Below are 15322 nucleotides of genomic sequence, written 5' to 3' on the forward strand. Positions count from 1 at the left end.
CAAAAAATATTTTTAATGAGGAAGTTTAGATAGACTAAATGACCCAATTCAAAATATTTTTTAGCGAAGAGACTGGAGTTTTCGTAAGTCCTAATATTAATAGATTGTCTGTAAGGAACTAAGGGTGCTTTACAAGAGGTAGTTTTACCATGCAGGAATTTTCTCGCTTTAAACAGATACCAATTTTATTATGGAATATTGATCCTGGCTATTTTTATCTCAAGCATGCAGTAAAAACAATCTTTGCAATTCTAGTTACTTTAGTTCTGCTTAATCAAGAAGTCTTTCTTACCAAAGTAATAGGTGGTTTAGTTTGTGGTTTCTCAATGCAAGGAATTGTTGCTAAATCTTATACAGGACGTTTAGTCCAGGTAACCCTCTTTAATATTATTTATTTTGGTTTGTTTCTTTTGGGACTATATGTGCGTGACTTTTCTAATTTGAAAAGTATGGTATTAATTATTTTAGGCTTTGGCGTAAATTATATCCGCAGGTTTGATTTGCAAACTAGCCTTGCGCCCATGATGATGTGGATACTTTGTTTTTTAGCAACAATTCTTCCTGTAAATACCAGTCATGCTATCGCTCTACATTTATATGGTGTTGTTATAGGTCTCTTAGTTTCTGCTCTAACATTATTATTAGTGTTTCCCGAAAATTATACTCGGTTATTTGTTTATAATTCTAACCGCTTATTTCATTTACTTGCATTAGGGATGTTAGATATTGAGCGGTATCTTTTATCTAGAAGTTCTATTCGTCCTTTGGAAGAAAAAAAATTTAATCAACTTAAACATCATTTAAGTCAGCTTCTAGATACAAATCATGCGCTTGAACAAACGGTATCAGGTAATAAACAACAAAATAAAATTAATAATATTTTAACGCATCAGCATGCTCTGATTCATGCTTATGTCTTAATGATTGAGGCCTATCGAATCTTAAAAATACACGGTTATTATCTGTCTAATACAGTCCGCTCAGATTTAGGATCAATAAATAAACAATTTAGTGAATTACTTGTTTCTTTGAAAATGCATAAAAATTACTCTATTTCTGGTGCTACAAAGCGTATTTTGCTTGATGATTTAACTGAAGAATTAAGCCAACAACAGCTTTCCGAGCCAACTATTATCATGGCTTTATTAAATCTTAAATTAAGTTTTAATTTATTTAATCAACATATTGTTCAACTAGTGCGGCTTGAAAATGGAACTTAAAAATACGACTAAACGTGGTTGCCAGGCAGCTATCGCAATTACAATCGCTGAGTTATTAACCTATGTCTTTCAATTAGAAAGAGGCTATTGGGTAACAATAACTGCGATGGCTTTAACGATGCAAACTTGGGGAGATAGTTTAAGGCGTTCTCTTGAGCGCGTTAGCATGACTATTCTAGGTGGCTGTGTTGGTACAGTCTTATATTGGATTCTCCCATCAAATCATACTTTTATTTTACTAATCATGTTGGTTTTCGTTTTCTTCACAGTCTATTTATTCTCTATTTACCATTTAATAGGTATTTTTGCTTTAACAGGGGTTGTTGTCTTTTTATTTGCGATGCTAGGTGAGTGGGATTTAATTTTACTTCGCGATAGAATTTTAGATACAGCTTTAGGCGCTGGTATTGCTATTTTAGTGAGTCGATTATTTTTGCCGGTCAAAACCAGCATAACTGATGTCTTCGTGAATCATATCGAGCAAATTCAAATGGCGCTAAATTTAGCATTTCAAGATGAGGGCGAAAATGATCCCATTATAGTTACTCAACGTTTATACACTGATTTTCAAACACTGCGTAATAATGCCTTAACTATTAGTTATGAATTTTTATTTCATCGAATTACCAGGCGGGATTTTAGTGTATTGATGACAGAGTCCTCCTTTTGTATTCAGTATGTCATAGGATTGATAGAAGCATATCGCTGGATTGCACCGTATTTAACTCCAGAAGAACGAGAGCGTATTATTTTTCCTATTGAAGCAACACAGGCTAATTTAACAACCTTGAAGAAGCGATTAAAAAGAGAAGATTATGGTTCAATGTTACCACCAACCAATTTAATGGATTTATTTAATAAAGCAATTAACGATGATCCGAAACATTTTTCTTCATTAGATAACAAGGCATTGGGCTTTTTTAATTTAATGTACTTCTTTACTAGGTTAAATACTCGACTAAATGATATTTACTACTTATTAAGTAAGATAAGATAAAATTTTTAATCTATAAGAATTAATAGGCAACTAATTTTAGTTTGTAAACGAAATTCATATCAAATTTTATATATCTTATTGTTTTTAATGACTTCTTTTCTTTTCTACTCTAAAATTCATATTTTTTTATTGTCATAATTTTAACTTCATGTCTAAATCAGAAACACCAGCCGCAGCCCAAAATTTTCCTACTAAACACGTTATAAACTTTGCTTTGGTAACCTCTTATACGACTATAGCTCATGGATTTACCTATCCTTTTGGGACTGCTTTTAATCGCTATCAGATTTCAAAAACGAAAATTTTGTCTAAGGAAGATTTTTTAAACGTTGTTTTTTTGCAGCAGAAACCTAGTTCTTTTTGGGCAAGAATTAATTCTTTATATCCTGGCTTTTTTAGTGCAGGTTCCTATAAATTATTATCAAGGGTATTTAAGTATTGTGGCCAACCTTTGATGTTTGAATTTCTCAATAATCAAATTGGAGAAAAGGTTCAAGCAAATTTTGGCGATAATAGTAAGCCTATTTTGCAAGCTGCCGCAGGTGCCTCTATCGGTATATTAGAATTACCTATCTTACACCCCATAGATACGTTTAAATTACAAAAGCAAATGGGTGATACTAACTCTTTTTTAGATTCAATAAAGACTAAACGATGGACATTATATAATGGATGGGCTTTAGCAGGATTTAAAAATGTTTTAAGTTTATCAACCTTTTTTGGCGTAACTTCAGTTACTAGACTGTTCATAGATGGCCAAGGTTTAAACAAATCACCTTTGCAAACGTTGTTATGCGCTTCTTTTGTAGGCGCAGCAGCTGATACGTTGGTCACGAACCCAGTTAGTTTTATTAAAAAAAGAAGACAAGTGCAAAAAAGTAATGTGTCGTCTTTCTCTATTTTTAAGGACGCAGTAAAGGAAGAAGGCGTGAGTGTTTTATATCGAGGCTCTTTTTTCAAAATAGCGCAGACAGTGGCTAGAAGGGCAATACCTCTTGCTCTTACTCAATATTTAGTTGAAGAATATGCAAAGAAGCCAACTCAATGTAGCCCTAAATAAAAATTAACTTTACTGTCTACTAATAGAATGAGAAAACCATGAAAAAATTATTATGTGTACTAATTATTTTATTCTCAAGTTTAACTTCTCTAGCTTTTGCAGCTTTTTGTCCTACTCGGATTGACTGCTTAGTTAACACTCAATGCACTTGTTCCTTAGGTGCCTCATCAGCTTACTCAAGATATTTTTATTTTGAAGTGAAATTACAAAAAGGTTTTCACTATAAATGTGCTTTAAAAAATCCTATATTTAATTCAAATATTCTAGATAGTATTACTGCGCCAAAGGGTGCTCAGTATCAACAGCCTAGCTCTCCTCGTTTCCCACTCCAATTTAATGTTGATACTACCAATATGGAAAATGATGATGAAAAAATTAGTATTAGGTTTTTAGTACCACCTTCTGATATGGCAGATGATTTCCAAGGTATTTGTAAGACAATCATTGGTAATGATTAGCCGAGAACTACTATATTTAAATGACTTTTAGGCTTTAGGTTAGCTTAAAGCCTATGCTAAACAAAATTAATTAAGGCTATTTTTATACTGCTTTTCTTTATTCAAAATCTCTTTAACTACGGAAATACATTTTAACTGGCTAGCTGGGATAGTCGCTTTAAAAAATTGATTGGTTTGGCAAGTTTCAAATTCCTTCACCCACAAATTTATCTGCTTTAATAGTTCCTCTTTATTGGGTTCTTGTATTTTCTCTACTTTATTAATAAGTCTATTAAATGCTTTAATATCTTCTCCTAAAGCGATAGACGTTCTTAAAGTATCTTTGAGAATAAAAATAACTCGTTCACTCGGAAGTAAAGAATTATAAACCTGCTTGACATCGGTATCAGACGGTAAAAGATGCTTAAGTAATAGCTTTGTCATTTCTTCTGGAAGCAAAAAGGGCGAGCTTACTAATTGAGTAAAGGGAATAAAACTCATTTTTGCGTTTTTAATATCTCGATTACGGTTTAAAAAGAATTCAAATAATTCCTTTTTCTCGACAGGGATTAATTCTAAATTATCTATTTTTGTAATTGAATAATTTTTTTTTAATACACTTAAAAGTATTGTAATAGTATCGTCTAGCATTGCTTCTTCATTATTTTTAATAAAGGTAAATTGATTAGGATGTTGAGAAAAAGACATGGCTATTTCTAATTGCTGAGTAGAGGCGGAGTAAGCAGCATAATGCGTGATATCTTTTCCATCTTTATCATTTTTTAATAACAGTTTAGAATAATTATTTTTAAACCAGTATAACGCTTCAGCACAACCAGACCAAGCAGCATAATGGCAGGGTATTGCTCCAACATCATCTCCTTTTAATAATTGCTCAGGATAGTTATCGTTAAACCAATTTAATGCTTCAGCATTACCAGACCAAGCAGCATAGTCGATTGGACGCTTATTATTTAAATCTGCTGCAAAAAGCTGTTCAGGATAATGCTTTTTATACCAATTTAATGCTTCAACACAACCAGACCAAGCCGCATAATGGCCTGGGTTGCTACCATCTTCATCTATTTCTATTAATTGCTCAGGATAATGCTCTTTAAACCAAGTTAATGCTTCAGCATTACCAAACCAAGCAGCATAGTGGATTGGACGCCTATTATTTAAATCTGTTACAAAAAGCTGTTCAGGATAATACTCTTTATACCAATTTAATGCTTCAACACAACCAGACCAAGCCGCATAATGGCCTGGGTGGCTACCATCTTCATCTATTTCTACTAATTGCGTAGGATAATTATCATTAAACCAAGTTAATGCTTTAATATCGCCAGACCAAGCTGTATAGTGACCTAAACCTCTTATTCCCTCCTTTTTTTCTAATAATTGCTGAGGATAATGCTTCTTAAACCAATTTAAAGCATTTATATTGCCAGACCAGCTAGCATAGTGTATTAGCGGGTTCCCTAAATTGTCTTTTGCATTTTTATATATTTCAAATAAAGGTTCTAATAGTTTTAGGCTATCAGGAGAACAAAAAAGCATTAATTGCCAAGTATCTTTAATGATTAATTTATTAGATAACAAATATCTAGCTGGCCGTAATGTTTTATAGGCTTTGGCGTAATCAATATTATTAGGAATAATATTTAAGGGTATCCCTAGGTTGAGTAAGCGCGCTTTATTGTTTTCGTCTTTATTTTGTTTATCTATCATCTTCTCTTCAATTACCCTAATTAAATTAGGGGGCAAACATAGCATGAAATATTCATAAAAAAACATAGATAAATTTATAGCGTTTATTCTAATTATCATGAAAAGGAATAAACTTAGTAAAAATTAATTATTTATTGGAATCATATAAGGAATGCATTTAGTTAACTGTCAACTTTGCTCTAAGTTTATTAAAAGAAAAATATAAGGCAGCTGCTATCGCGCCTGCAATAATACCAATTAAGAAATCCACGCTAATGGATAAAAGAAAAGGTAAGTTTTCTGTGTGATGATGAAGGGCAGGTATACCATGCTTAATAATGCTACCTCCTACTAAAAACATAGCAATTGTTCCAGCGATTGCTAAAATTTTCATTAAGATAGGGGCTGCATTAATTAAAGCTATTCCAATTGGTTTAAGAGGATATCGTTTTTCGCGTAAAATAAAACCTAAGTCATCTAATTTCACAATAAGGGCTACTAAACCATAAACCCCAATAGTCATAATGAGTGAAATTAAAATTAAGACAATAATCTGATTAGTTAATGATGTAGCAGCCATTGTGCCTAAAGTAATTACAATAATTTCAGCGGATAATATAAAATCTGTGCGTATTGCTCCCCTAATTTTGTCTTTCTCGAATTGATGCATATCTATAACTTGTAATTCTATCTTTTCTATTGAGTTTTCTTTCTTATGCGATTTTTTAATAATTTTTTCAAACCCTTCAAAACATAAATATAATCCGCCCAACATTAGTAAAAGTTTAACAAATAGGGGGATAAAAAAACCTATTAAAAGTGCTAAAGGGATTAATATTATTTTATTAACTATAGAGCCTTTGGCTACTGCCCATACAACAGGTAGTTCCCTGTTTGCATGGATCCCTATGACTTGTTGGGCATTAAGTGCCAAATCATCGCCCAATACACCAGCTGTTTTTTTGGTTGCAACTTTAGTCAGAAGCGCAATATCGTCAAGTGCAGCTGCAATATCGTCTATTAGTGCAAATAAACTTGTTCCGGGCATATTACCTAACCTTGATTCCTTAATTTTATACTATAACGAAAATAAATTTGTATCAGAATAAATTTTTAGTATTTTCTTACCCAAGATAAACAAATTCGACAAAAGGCAAGGCGTAAGTTGGGCTAAACGAATTGCAGCGCAACAAAATTATAGACAGGCTACATGTCTTATTCTTTATCTGATCCTTATGGAGCAAACAGAAAAATACGCTTATCAATTCCCCATTGATTTGCCGCCATACCTACGGAGTCGCTCCAAGCTGCGGTTCTTCTTTTTAACTGAGCGGGTAAAATTGAATATTTCATAACATTAATGATTGTTTTATCATACTTAGTTAAAGGAAACGTTACAGGCTTAATAATTCTATGTAAGATAGTGGAGTGGCTGGATGCAAAATTTAAAATCTCGGGCGACTTCATTTGGCAGGAATTTAAAAATATGAAAGGTAAGTAACTTAAAATTTTAATTTTCTTTCTTATAGTCAATATCATTCTAGATAATATAAAGGTCAGCCTCTAGTTAATTATCACATTAATCAAATTAAAAAGGGATTTCTCTTACTCATTACCCAGTCTCTTAAAATCAATTTTTAAGCTAAAATAAATGACAATGATATTTATAAAAGGATTTTTTATGTTAAATAATTCTTGGAAGAAATTTTTTATTTTCTTAGTTGGTATGTTTTTTAGTATTCAGTTTCCTTCTGTTGTCTACGCTGAAGACTCTTATCGCTCTCAATTTATTAATCAAAGCAATGAAGGGGCTGTCAAGTATGTATTAGTTAAAACTCGGGTATGGCCTGAATCAGGTTGTGTTGTGGATAGTGGGCAAGAAATTCTCCTGCCTGGTGATAAAACACAACTGATTATCTTAAAAAAGCAAGGATGTGAAGAAGCAGGAATAGGGTATTCTTTCTATAAAAGCGAAGATACAAAAAGAGAGAGTCTTTTAGGCTATGTTTCTCACCGGTTTCGAGATGGGAAATTTAGCTTACAAATATCCATGTTTTGTGAGAGTGGTCAATGCGTCTTTAGAGATTTAAATCCTGATCAAACCATAAAAAAATAAATTATCGAGACAGAACTGTCATACGGTAATATGGCTAATAATATTTCTACCTAAATTAATACGGATTTTACAGAATGACTAATCAACGAATAGTGTATGGCTCTATAGTATCACCTTTTGTACGTAAAGTTTGGATATCACTTCGTTTAAAACATTTAGATTTTGAAATTAAGGAAATGGCTCCTTTCTTTGAAGCTCATAAAGAAGCACTGTTAAAGTTAAATCCGCTTGGCAAAATTCCTGTTTACCAAGAAGATAATTTTACCCTTGCCGATTCATCGGTCATTTGTGCTTATCTTGAAAAGCAATATCCTACGCCTGCACTTTATCCTTCTGAACCTAAAGATTATGCTCAATGCCTATGGTTTGAGGAATACGCTGATACAGTATTAATACCTACGGTGAATACTATTTTCTTTAATAAAATACTTGCAAGAAAGTTTAATCGTATTCCTGATGAAGCCGCTATAAAAATTGCTTCAGAAGAGAAAATTCCTGAAATTTTTAACTATCTTGAACAACAAATTAATAATAAACAATATTTAATAGGTAGTACTCTTTCGTTGGCTGATATTAGTACAGTGGTCGCTTTTCTAAATTTGGAATTGGCTGGATTACCCATTGATAATACCCGCTGGGACGCTTTAAGTACCTATGTTAATCAAATAGTACAAGAACCGGTTATTCAAGAGTCATTTACTAAAGCGCAAGAAAGGCTTACAAAAAAATAGCGTAATAATTTCTAGCAAATAACCTAACTTTTTTAAAAGAACAATAAGTATGTTAAAATCTAGGTCATTTTTAGATCTGTTGGCAAGCTATGCAAGATAATTTTAATCAGTTTGAAAAACGTAAACAAGATCACCTTAAACTAGCTTTATTACCTGCTAATCAAGCTTCAGAGTTAAATATTTTCGATCAAGTTATCTTACAACATGAGGCGCTACCGGATCTCAACTTTAATGACCTATCAATAACGAGTGCTAGATTTGGCAAGTCCGTTAATACACCTTTTATGGTAAGTTCCATGACGGCAGGGCATGAGAAAGCCAAAGCAATTAATTATACATTGCTCGCCGCTTGCGCAAAAAGCGGTTGGGCTATGGGTGTTGGCTCGCAGCGACGTGAATTATTCGATAACGAAGCTGCACAAGAATGGCACTCGCTTCGCCATGAATTTCCTAATGTAAGTCTATTTAGTAATTTAGGGATAGCTCAACTATTAGAAGTTTCATTAGCACAGATAGAACAATTAACAGATGTATTGAATGCTGATGGATTAATTATTCACTGCAACCCTTTGCAAGAGGTTATTCAACCTGAGGGAACGCCGTTTTTTAAGGGATGTTGGCAAAAATTGGAGACATTAATAAAGCGTTTTCAATTGCCGGTTATTATAAAAGAAACAGGTTGTGGTTTCTCAGCAAGTACTTTACAACGCTTAAATGATATTGGTGTGGCTGCGGTTGATGTAAGTGGACTTGGTGGCACTCATTGGGGGCGTATTGAAGGTTGCCGCTCTCAAGGTAAAATACAAGAAAGAGTAGCGGAAACATTTAAAAATTGGGGTATTACAACAATTAAAAGCATATTGAATGCAGTCTCAATTAAGCCTCAATTTGAAATTTGGGGTTCTGGTGGCGTTCGGCACGGATTAGACGCGGCTAAATTATTTGCTCTTGGCGCTACAACAGCTGGTTTTGCCAAGCCTATGTTAGAGGCTGCATTAATTGATGTAGAAGAAGTTTATAAACTGATGACTACAATAGAATATGAACTGCGGGTTGCCATGTTTTGTACTGGTAGTCGCGTGCTTGCAGATTTAAAGGGGAAAGCATGCCTATAAGCAAAGACGCAGGAAAATTATTTCAAGGATTTTCTCGGTTAACGCGAGAAGAAAGGTTTGAACGCTTAGTGCAGTTGGGTGCACTAACTGTTGAAGATCTGAATTACTTAAATCGTGGTGGGGTGCAAGATACGGTACTTGCAGATAAACTGATTGAAAATGTGATTGGTTATTTTCAATTGCCACTAGGGGTTGCTACCAATTTTTGTATTGATAATGAAGATTACGTCATTCCTTTAGCTGTTGAAGAAACTTCAATTATTGCGGCTTTATCTAAAACGGCAAAGTGGATAAGGCAACGGGGTGAAATCACTACTTGGGTTGAGGGTGAGAACATCTTAGGCCAGATCCAACTCGCTAACGTCAAAGATTTTGCTCGTTTTTCTGATATTTTTAATAAAAATAAACTATTTTTAATCGAGAAAGCGAATGAAGACGTTGCATATACTATGGTTAGACGTGGGGGTGGCGTAAGTGATCTTAAGCTTCGCCATTTATTGCGTGGTGATGGTGGAAATATGGCAATTATCCATTTAATGATGAATAGCTGCGATGCCATGGGCGCTAATATTATTAATCAAGTTTTAGAATATTTAAAAGAACCGATTGAAAAACTTACCGGTGAGCAAATCACCATGTGTATTTTATCGAACTTAAATGATCAAAAACTCACAACTGCGCAAGTTATTATTAATGATGTTGAGCCTGAATTAGGTAAGCGTTTAGAAGAAGCGTCTTATTTTGCTGAGCAAGATCCTTATCGAGCTGCGACGCATAATAAAGGGGTAATGAATGGCATTGATCCAGTTTTAATTGCCACAGGAAATGATTGGCGCGCTGTAGAAGCAGGTGTACATGCTTATGCCGCACGTGAAGGTCGTTATCAAGCCATAACGCGCTGGCGTTATAATCAAGGGCAACTGGTTGGCCAGTTAACAGCACCTATTATTGTTGGTACGGTGGGAGGTGTAACGGCATTGCATCCAACAGCAAAATTATGTTTAAGAATGATGGATATTAAATCAGCTAATCATTTATCACGCATTATTGCAGCAGTCGGTTTGGTGCAAAATTTAGGCGCATTAAGGGCGTTATGCACAGAAGGGATTATTAAAGGGCATATGAAGTTGCATATTGATAATTTACTACTTGTGGCAGGTGCGACTGACCAAGAAATACCTGTTTTGAAAGAGCGCTTACAGCATTTACTATTAATTAATAAACGAATTAGTCTAGCTAATGCAAATGAACTGCTATCTTCTTTACGTCAAGCAAACGTTGCACCATGAAATGGCAAATTCCGGCAAAGACATTTTTGGTGGGTGAATACGCAGCGCTTATAGATGCGCCTGCAATTATTCTTACTACTGAACCCAATTTTGAATTAACGATTAAGGAAAATGTTTCTTCTTTAATTCATTCAAATTCACCTGCTGGTCGATTTTGGTGTGAGCAGGGTCAATCTTTAAATCAATTAGAGTGGGTGGATCCTTATCATGGTAAGGGTGGTCTAGGTGCCTCAAGTGCACAATTTATTGGTGCTTATTTAGCTGATTGTCATTTAAAGGGCGACTTACCTAGGGATGAGAAACTACTTAATAATTATTATCAGTATGCTTGGCATGGTCAAGGCGTTAAGCCAAGCGGATACGATGTCATAGCACAAAGTCAACATGGGTGTGTTTATATTAATAATTCTAATAAAACAATCTGCTGTTTTGATTGGGTATTTAAAGACATTTCTTTTATTTTATTACATACAGGTAATAAATTAGCTACTCATTCTCACTTAGAATCGGCGCAGCTTTTACCAGGCTTTGTAAATCTTAAATCTATTGTAAAACAAGCTGAAAATGCTTTTAAAGTAAGTGATAGTGAAAAATTAATTGACGCCATTGATGCTTATCAACGAGCGCTTACAGAGTTATATTTAGTTGCGCCAACTACCTTAGAATTTCTTAAGCAATTTAAAACCAATAAAGATATTCTTGCTGCAAAAGGTTGTGGTGCTTTAGGTATGGATATTTTATTATTGATTGTATCTAGCCATAAGTTAAACACCTTAGTTGATAATTTAAGAAAAGAGCAGTGGTTAGTGCTGGCAACAAGTCAAGACCTTTTCCAAGGTAAAAAGCTATTAGAAATGTACCAAATTAAAACAAGCAATCATTATAACGCCGCTGACACAGCCTAATTTAATTTTAATGAAATAAAAATTTCCCATAAGAAATAGGAAATAATTCAGCAAACTACTTGAATTTTTAGCTTAATCCGGTATCATCACATCCTTCTTTGGGCCGTTAGCTCAGGTGGTAGAGCAGAAGGCTTTTAACCTTTGTGTCATAGGTTCGAATCCTATACGGCCCACCATTTTTGGTTATGGAGTGTTGTCCACTAAGCGCTAGATCAGGCGTAAGTGCTTAAGGTGAAGCAAGGTATAACACATACCTAATACCTTTGCAGCTTACAAGGCGTATAAACTTAGCAGATAGCAATTAAACTCAAAGAAATTAAGAATTACCCAGTTTGGGCCGTTAGCTCAGGTGGTAGAGCAGAAGGCTTTTAACCTTTGTGTCATAGGTTCGAATCCTATACGGCCCACCATTTTTGATACACCAATTATACACCGCCTCATTGCGCTCGTAGCTCAGCTGGATAGAGTACTTGGCTTCGAACCAAGGTGTCGGGGGTTCGAGTCCCTCCGAGCGCGCCATTTTTCGTTTATTATCAGTAAGTTATTTGACAGCTTTTTTTATCTCTAAACCCAATGTAGCAATTTGTAACACTTTTTGTTGATTATTACCGTTTTTATTAGATGTAGTAGAAAAACCAAGTCGTCGTCTAGTGAGATATTTAACGCCTATTAATAGGGAATGAGTATAAAATTTTATTGAGTATTTTATACATGTAGCTTTGATGGAGCATAGCTTAATCAAGGAATTTTTTAATTCTAAACTGAACATAAATAGAAAAGGTAAGAATCGAAAAACAAATATTAACTAATCAGCTTCCCTGACTTTTCTTAATTCAAGTTGGTACATTAATTAAATGTGCCATAAAAATGCTGCTCCAATACAGAGTAAACCGATAATGAAGCCATAAGCTATGTCTATTTTTTTTCTTAAGCTTGTTTTTTTACCACTTCCTATATACTTAAAGCCAATAGTATTATTATCAGTATTAGTGAGTTCAACAGAATCTACAGACGTGTATTTACTATAAATAGATATTAATTCTGTCATCCCCTGATGGGTATAAGTGATATTTTTACAGAGAACATTTTTTTCTAAATTTTCTCCAAATTTTACAGCGCCTCTAAGGAGAGGAAGAATTGTACATCTTTCCATCCACCATAAGAATATTAGTAGAGAGATAATTAATAAGGTTAGCCAAAATGGCAAATGACTATGAGTTATGGTGTTGTTAACATTCTCCCTTGTCAAATATAGAACTGTAGCTACTAAGGCAGCAATAATTGAAAAACACAGTTGGCGAATTTTTACTATCAAATCATTAAAATGCATTTGAGTCTCAACAGCAGTCTTCCATATTTTAAACTGAAGTTTTATTTTTTCAACTTCTAGGCAATTTTGTTCCATTTTAATCTCAGCAATTAAAACATAAGCTTTTATCGGTATAAAATAGAAATTATTGAGCTTAAGGGTGAAACCTAGCCGTATATTTAAATTTAAATAATAAGATATGCTATTATATAAATAATTTTGCTGAGATTATGGTTAATATTGATACATTATTGGGAAAAAGAAATTTATGGCGAACGTTTTCGATGTAGCTAAGTATATATTAGAGAAACAAGGCGAAATGACTGCTATGAAGTTACAGAAGCTTGTATATTATTCTCAAGCTTGGCATGCTGTTTGGGAAGAAAAGCCATTGTTTGAGGAGAAAATCCAAGCTTGGGTTAATGGTCCAGTTATACCTGAGCTTTATGACTTACATCGAGGTAAATTTCTTATTACTAGTAGCGATATTTTTACTACTTCGAATTCTTTGAATAAATCTGAAAAAGATAGTATTGACTCTGTACTTTCTTTCTATGGTTCTAAATCTTCTCAGTGGCTAAGTGATTTAACTCATTCGGAAGAACCTTGGATTGCTGCTCGTAAAGGATTAGCAGCAAATGAGCGTGGAAATAAAGAGATAACTCTGCAATCTATGGCAGAGTATTACGAATCGTTATGAGAACATGGCAAAGAAGAAATCTAAAAAACCAAAATTTAGTAAAGAACCTAAGCCTAGGAGAGAGCCGCGCGTAGGAAAACAATTTTCTTCTGATGATGCCGGTCAAGTTGTTTGGAGCTTCTCCCTGATTGATTGCGAAGGGCCCTGGGGATTTAAGTTGATTTGTAGAGACGCGTTGCTTAGCTTAATTACAGAAGGGTTCAAAGGAAAAGAAGGACTTAATTGGGCTATTCTTAAAACAAACGGATGTCATAATGTTTTTAAAAGTCAGCTCGTCAAGAATGCTCAGAAGAGATTAGAAGAAATAAAGTTGGATGATCTAGATGAGTTATTTTCAATGAGATTTACAGGAAGGGCGCGAGTCTGGGGTATTAGAGACGGAAATATATTTAAAATTCTCTGGTGGGATCCTGAGCATCAAGTTTGTCCCTCTAGTAAAAAGCATACATGAATAATTTACTACAAGGAAATTAGCAGAGTTAAATGTAGCAGATTTGTAATAAAGTGCAGTAGCACCATCATTGTTCATACTTAGAGGGAGAGCCTATCATAATAAATATAAATTGGCTGCTCTAAAATAAATTAACTTATTAGCTCACAACATGTACTTACTGGTTATGCTCAGATAAGTACTTTCAATTTTTCTAATAAATCTAAACTTTGACTATCTAGCTTAGAAAAGGCAAACCACTTTTTGCCCAGATCCTTAATAGAAGCACCTATATGATATATAGCTTTATCAATTATTAAAAATCGATCATGCGCTGATTCCAGAGATTTTAAAGTAATATTTCTATACTGTTGATTATACTTATCAACGTCAAGTTTTAATCTATTACTTATGTTCTTTGTAAGGATAGTAATTTTTACGTCTAAGTTAGCTTTTGATAAATGTGTTAATACTGATTCATCAATATAATTATCAATTAAAATAATTTCTTTTTTAGCTTTCTTAATTAATTGAGAGATAAAAACATAAGCATCAAATATTTGACCATCATAAAAAATTCCTTGCTTATGCTCAGGCTGATTATCTTCTAGAGCGCTAAATATTTTTTCAAAGCGCTCATCTGTTTTCACTTCATAGCTAATTTGTTTTTTTTCTAAATTATTAATCTTTTGGTATAAAATATCATTAGATAACACTAATTTTCTCATCTCAACAAAGGCATTAATAATTTGGATACTTATTTGTATAGCTGTAGGACTCCTTAAAACTGCTGAAAGCATGGCAACCCCTTGCTCAGTGAAAGCATAGGGCAAATAACGTCTTCCACCTCTTGTGTTTGAGGTCACAATTTGTGACCTCAAACTATTGAGCTCTTCCAAAGTTAATTGAAATCTAAAGGCTTCAGGAAAGCGCTCTTCATTTCTTTTAACAGCTTGGTTAAATACTTTAGTTTCAACATCGTAGAGCTGAGCAAGATCGCTATCAAGCATAACTGCAACGCCTCGAATATGGTAAATTTTATGCTGAATACTTTCTGCTCTTATTATGTTGTGCATATTTATCTTTAATTAAGTAAATGGTCTGGCTATAAACGGAAAGCTGTGATTGTAATATCAATTCCATATTAACTGGTATAGTTATTAACTCGTTAAACAGCATAAAGGAATTGCATTTAAAATGATGTAGCAGATTTGTAACAAACTGTAGTATATCTATAGTTGTTTCATGCAATTCTAGGCAGTAATTGGCAGAATTGTTACACCGCAAGCTACTGATTTTATTA

The 15322-nt window shown here is 33.8% G+C and carries 16 protein-coding genes and 3 tRNA genes; 14 read left to right on the forward strand and 5 right to left on the reverse strand.

The genetic code is table 11. The features are described from left to right. Positions 1-149 precede the first annotated feature (149 nt). From E1P04_RS12185 to E1P04_RS12200, 4 genes are all read left to right on the forward strand, one after another. Positions 150-1220: a hypothetical protein gene (locus E1P04_RS12185; RefSeq protein ID WP_131783182.1), complete on the forward strand. Its 1071-nt coding sequence runs from the start codon at positions 150-152 to the stop codon at positions 1218-1220. Next, positions 1210-2217 carry an FUSC family protein gene (locus E1P04_RS12190; RefSeq protein ID WP_131783183.1) on the forward strand — a complete coding sequence of 336 codons (1008 nt, stop codon included), beginning with the start codon at positions 1210-1212 and terminating at the stop codon, positions 2215-2217. The genes E1P04_RS12185 and E1P04_RS12190 overlap by 11 nt, the downstream gene beginning before the upstream one ends. Positions 2218-2365: 148 nt before the next feature. After that, positions 2366-3277, forward strand: coding sequence for an MC/SLC25 family protein (locus E1P04_RS12195; protein WP_131783184.1), 912 nt, complete (start codon positions 2366-2368; stop codon positions 3275-3277). Between the two features lie 38 nt (positions 3278-3315). Continuing rightward, positions 3316-3735, forward strand: a complete 420-nt coding sequence (locus E1P04_RS12200; RefSeq protein WP_131783185.1) for a hypothetical protein — start codon at positions 3316-3318, stop codon at positions 3733-3735. 66 nt (positions 3736-3801) lie between these two features. Here E1P04_RS12200 and E1P04_RS12205 read toward each other — a convergent pair whose 3' ends face one another. The 3 genes from E1P04_RS12205 to E1P04_RS12215 all read right to left on the reverse strand — a co-directional run bounded on the left by E1P04_RS12205 (position 3802) and on the right by E1P04_RS12215 (position 6891). Next, positions 3802-5445: an ankyrin repeat domain-containing protein gene (locus E1P04_RS12205; protein ID WP_131783186.1), complete on the reverse strand. Its 1644-nt coding sequence runs from the start codon at positions 5443-5445 to the stop codon at positions 3802-3804. A gap of 157 nt (positions 5446-5602) precedes the next feature. Continuing rightward, the gene (locus tag E1P04_RS12210; protein ID WP_131783187.1) at positions 5603-6472 is read right to left on the reverse strand and encodes a DUF808 domain-containing protein; all 870 of its coding nucleotides are present in this window, start codon (positions 6470-6472) and stop codon (positions 5603-5605) included. Positions 6473-6657: 185 nt separating this feature from the next. Then, complete coding sequence (locus tag E1P04_RS12215) at positions 6658-6891, reverse strand: peptide deformylase (protein ID WP_131783188.1); 234 nt, start codon at positions 6889-6891, stop codon at positions 6658-6660. Between the two features lie 214 nt (positions 6892-7105). On the opposite strand from E1P04_RS12215, the gene E1P04_RS12220 reads away from it, so the two are divergent. The 8 genes from E1P04_RS12220 to E1P04_RS12255 all read left to right on the forward strand — a co-directional run bounded on the left by E1P04_RS12220 (position 7106) and on the right by E1P04_RS12255 (position 12099). Further along, on the forward strand, positions 7106-7540 hold the full coding sequence (locus tag E1P04_RS12220; protein ID WP_131783189.1) for a hypothetical protein: 435 nt from the start codon (positions 7106-7108) through the stop codon (positions 7538-7540). A 74-nt stretch (positions 7541-7614) separates the two neighbouring features. After that, on the forward strand, positions 7615-8271 hold the full coding sequence (locus tag E1P04_RS12225; RefSeq protein ID WP_131783190.1) for a glutathione S-transferase family protein: 657 nt from the start codon (positions 7615-7617) through the stop codon (positions 8269-8271). An 89-nt stretch (positions 8272-8360) separates the two neighbouring features. Then, positions 8361-9386: a type 2 isopentenyl-diphosphate Delta-isomerase gene (gene fni, locus E1P04_RS12230; protein ID WP_131783191.1), complete on the forward strand. Its 1026-nt coding sequence runs from the start codon at positions 8361-8363 to the stop codon at positions 9384-9386. Continuing rightward, complete coding sequence (locus E1P04_RS12235; RefSeq protein ID WP_131783192.1) at positions 9377-10675, forward strand: hydroxymethylglutaryl-CoA reductase, degradative; 1299 nt, start codon at positions 9377-9379, stop codon at positions 10673-10675. The genes fni and E1P04_RS12235 overlap by 10 nt, the downstream gene beginning before the upstream one ends. Then, complete coding sequence (locus E1P04_RS12240; RefSeq protein WP_131783193.1) at positions 10672-11580, forward strand: mevalonate kinase family protein; 909 nt, start codon at positions 10672-10674, stop codon at positions 11578-11580. The genes E1P04_RS12235 and E1P04_RS12240 overlap by 4 nt, the downstream gene beginning before the upstream one ends. Positions 11581-11680: 100 nt before the next feature. Continuing rightward, positions 11681-11756, forward strand: a tRNA-Lys gene (locus E1P04_RS12245). A gap of 158 nt (positions 11757-11914) precedes the next feature. After that, positions 11915-11990 (forward strand) — tRNA-Lys (locus tag E1P04_RS12250). Positions 11991-12022: 32 nt separating this feature from the next. Then, positions 12023-12099 (forward strand) — tRNA-Arg (locus E1P04_RS12255). 331 nt (positions 12100-12430) lie between these two features. On the opposite strand, the gene E1P04_RS12260 is transcribed toward E1P04_RS12255, so the two are convergent. Beyond that, the gene (locus E1P04_RS12260) at positions 12431-12985 is read right to left on the reverse strand and encodes a hypothetical protein (protein ID WP_131783194.1); all 555 of its coding nucleotides are present in this window, start codon (positions 12983-12985) and stop codon (positions 12431-12433) included. A 172-nt stretch (positions 12986-13157) separates the two neighbouring features. Between E1P04_RS12260 and E1P04_RS12265 the strand changes: the two genes are divergently transcribed. Then, a complete protein-coding gene (locus E1P04_RS12265; RefSeq protein ID WP_131783195.1) occupies positions 13158-13589 on the forward strand; it encodes a Panacea domain-containing protein in 432 nt (143 codons plus the stop codon). Between the two features lie 4 nt (positions 13590-13593). Then, positions 13594-14040 carry a hypothetical protein gene (locus E1P04_RS12270; protein ID WP_131783196.1) on the forward strand — a complete coding sequence of 149 codons (447 nt, stop codon included), beginning with the start codon at positions 13594-13596 and terminating at the stop codon, positions 14038-14040. Between the two features lie 170 nt (positions 14041-14210). Here the strand turns inward: E1P04_RS12270 and E1P04_RS12275 are convergent, their stop codons facing one another. Continuing rightward, entirely contained in the window at positions 14211-15095 is an 885-nt protein-coding gene (locus E1P04_RS12275) for an ORF6N domain-containing protein (protein ID WP_207386021.1), read from the reverse strand. Between the last annotated feature and the right edge of the window lie 227 nt (positions 15096-15322).

The organism is Legionella gresilensis, from assembly GCF_900639865.1.
Classification (GTDB): Bacteria; Pseudomonadota; Gammaproteobacteria; order Legionellales; family Legionellaceae; genus Legionella_C; species Legionella_C gresilensis.

Coding starts and splice junctions, on each gene's coding strand:
- E1P04_RS12215 (WP_131783188.1), bottom strand. CDS start 6,891: ATGAAGTCGCCCGAGATTTTAAATTTTGCATCCAGCCACTCCACTATC.
- E1P04_RS12275 (WP_207386021.1), bottom strand. CDS start 15,095: ATGCACAACATAATAAGAGCAGAAAGTATTCAGCATAAAATTTACCAT.
- E1P04_RS12240 (WP_131783193.1), top strand. CDS start 10,672: ATGAAATGGCAAATTCCGGCAAAGACATTTTTGGTGGGTGAATACGCA.
- E1P04_RS12185 (WP_131783182.1), top strand. CDS start 150: ATGCAGGAATTTTCTCGCTTTAAACAGATACCAATTTTATTATGGAAT.
- E1P04_RS12210 (WP_131783187.1), bottom strand. CDS start 6,472: ATGCCCGGAACAAGTTTATTTGCACTAATAGACGATATTGCAGCTGCA.
- E1P04_RS12220 (WP_131783189.1), top strand. CDS start 7,106: ATGTTAAATAATTCTTGGAAGAAATTTTTTATTTTCTTAGTTGGTATG.
- E1P04_RS12200 (WP_131783185.1), top strand. CDS start 3,316: ATGAAAAAATTATTATGTGTACTAATTATTTTATTCTCAAGTTTAACT.
- E1P04_RS12225 (WP_131783190.1), top strand. CDS start 7,615: ATGACTAATCAACGAATAGTGTATGGCTCTATAGTATCACCTTTTGTA.
- E1P04_RS12265 (WP_131783195.1), top strand. CDS start 13,158: ATGGCGAACGTTTTCGATGTAGCTAAGTATATATTAGAGAAACAAGGC.
- E1P04_RS12260 (WP_131783194.1), bottom strand. CDS start 12,985: ATGGAACAAAATTGCCTAGAAGTTGAAAAAATAAAACTTCAGTTTAAA.
- E1P04_RS12270 (WP_131783196.1), top strand. CDS start 13,594: ATGGCAAAGAAGAAATCTAAAAAACCAAAATTTAGTAAAGAACCTAAG.
- fni (WP_131783191.1), top strand. CDS start 8,361: ATGCAAGATAATTTTAATCAGTTTGAAAAACGTAAACAAGATCACCTT.
- E1P04_RS12195 (WP_131783184.1), top strand. CDS start 2,366: ATGTCTAAATCAGAAACACCAGCCGCAGCCCAAAATTTTCCTACTAAA.
- E1P04_RS12205 (WP_131783186.1), bottom strand. CDS start 5,445: ATGATAGATAAACAAAATAAAGACGAAAACAATAAAGCGCGCTTACTC.
- E1P04_RS12235 (WP_131783192.1), top strand. CDS start 9,377: ATGCCTATAAGCAAAGACGCAGGAAAATTATTTCAAGGATTTTCTCGG.
- E1P04_RS12190 (WP_131783183.1), top strand. CDS start 1,210: ATGGAACTTAAAAATACGACTAAACGTGGTTGCCAGGCAGCTATCGCA.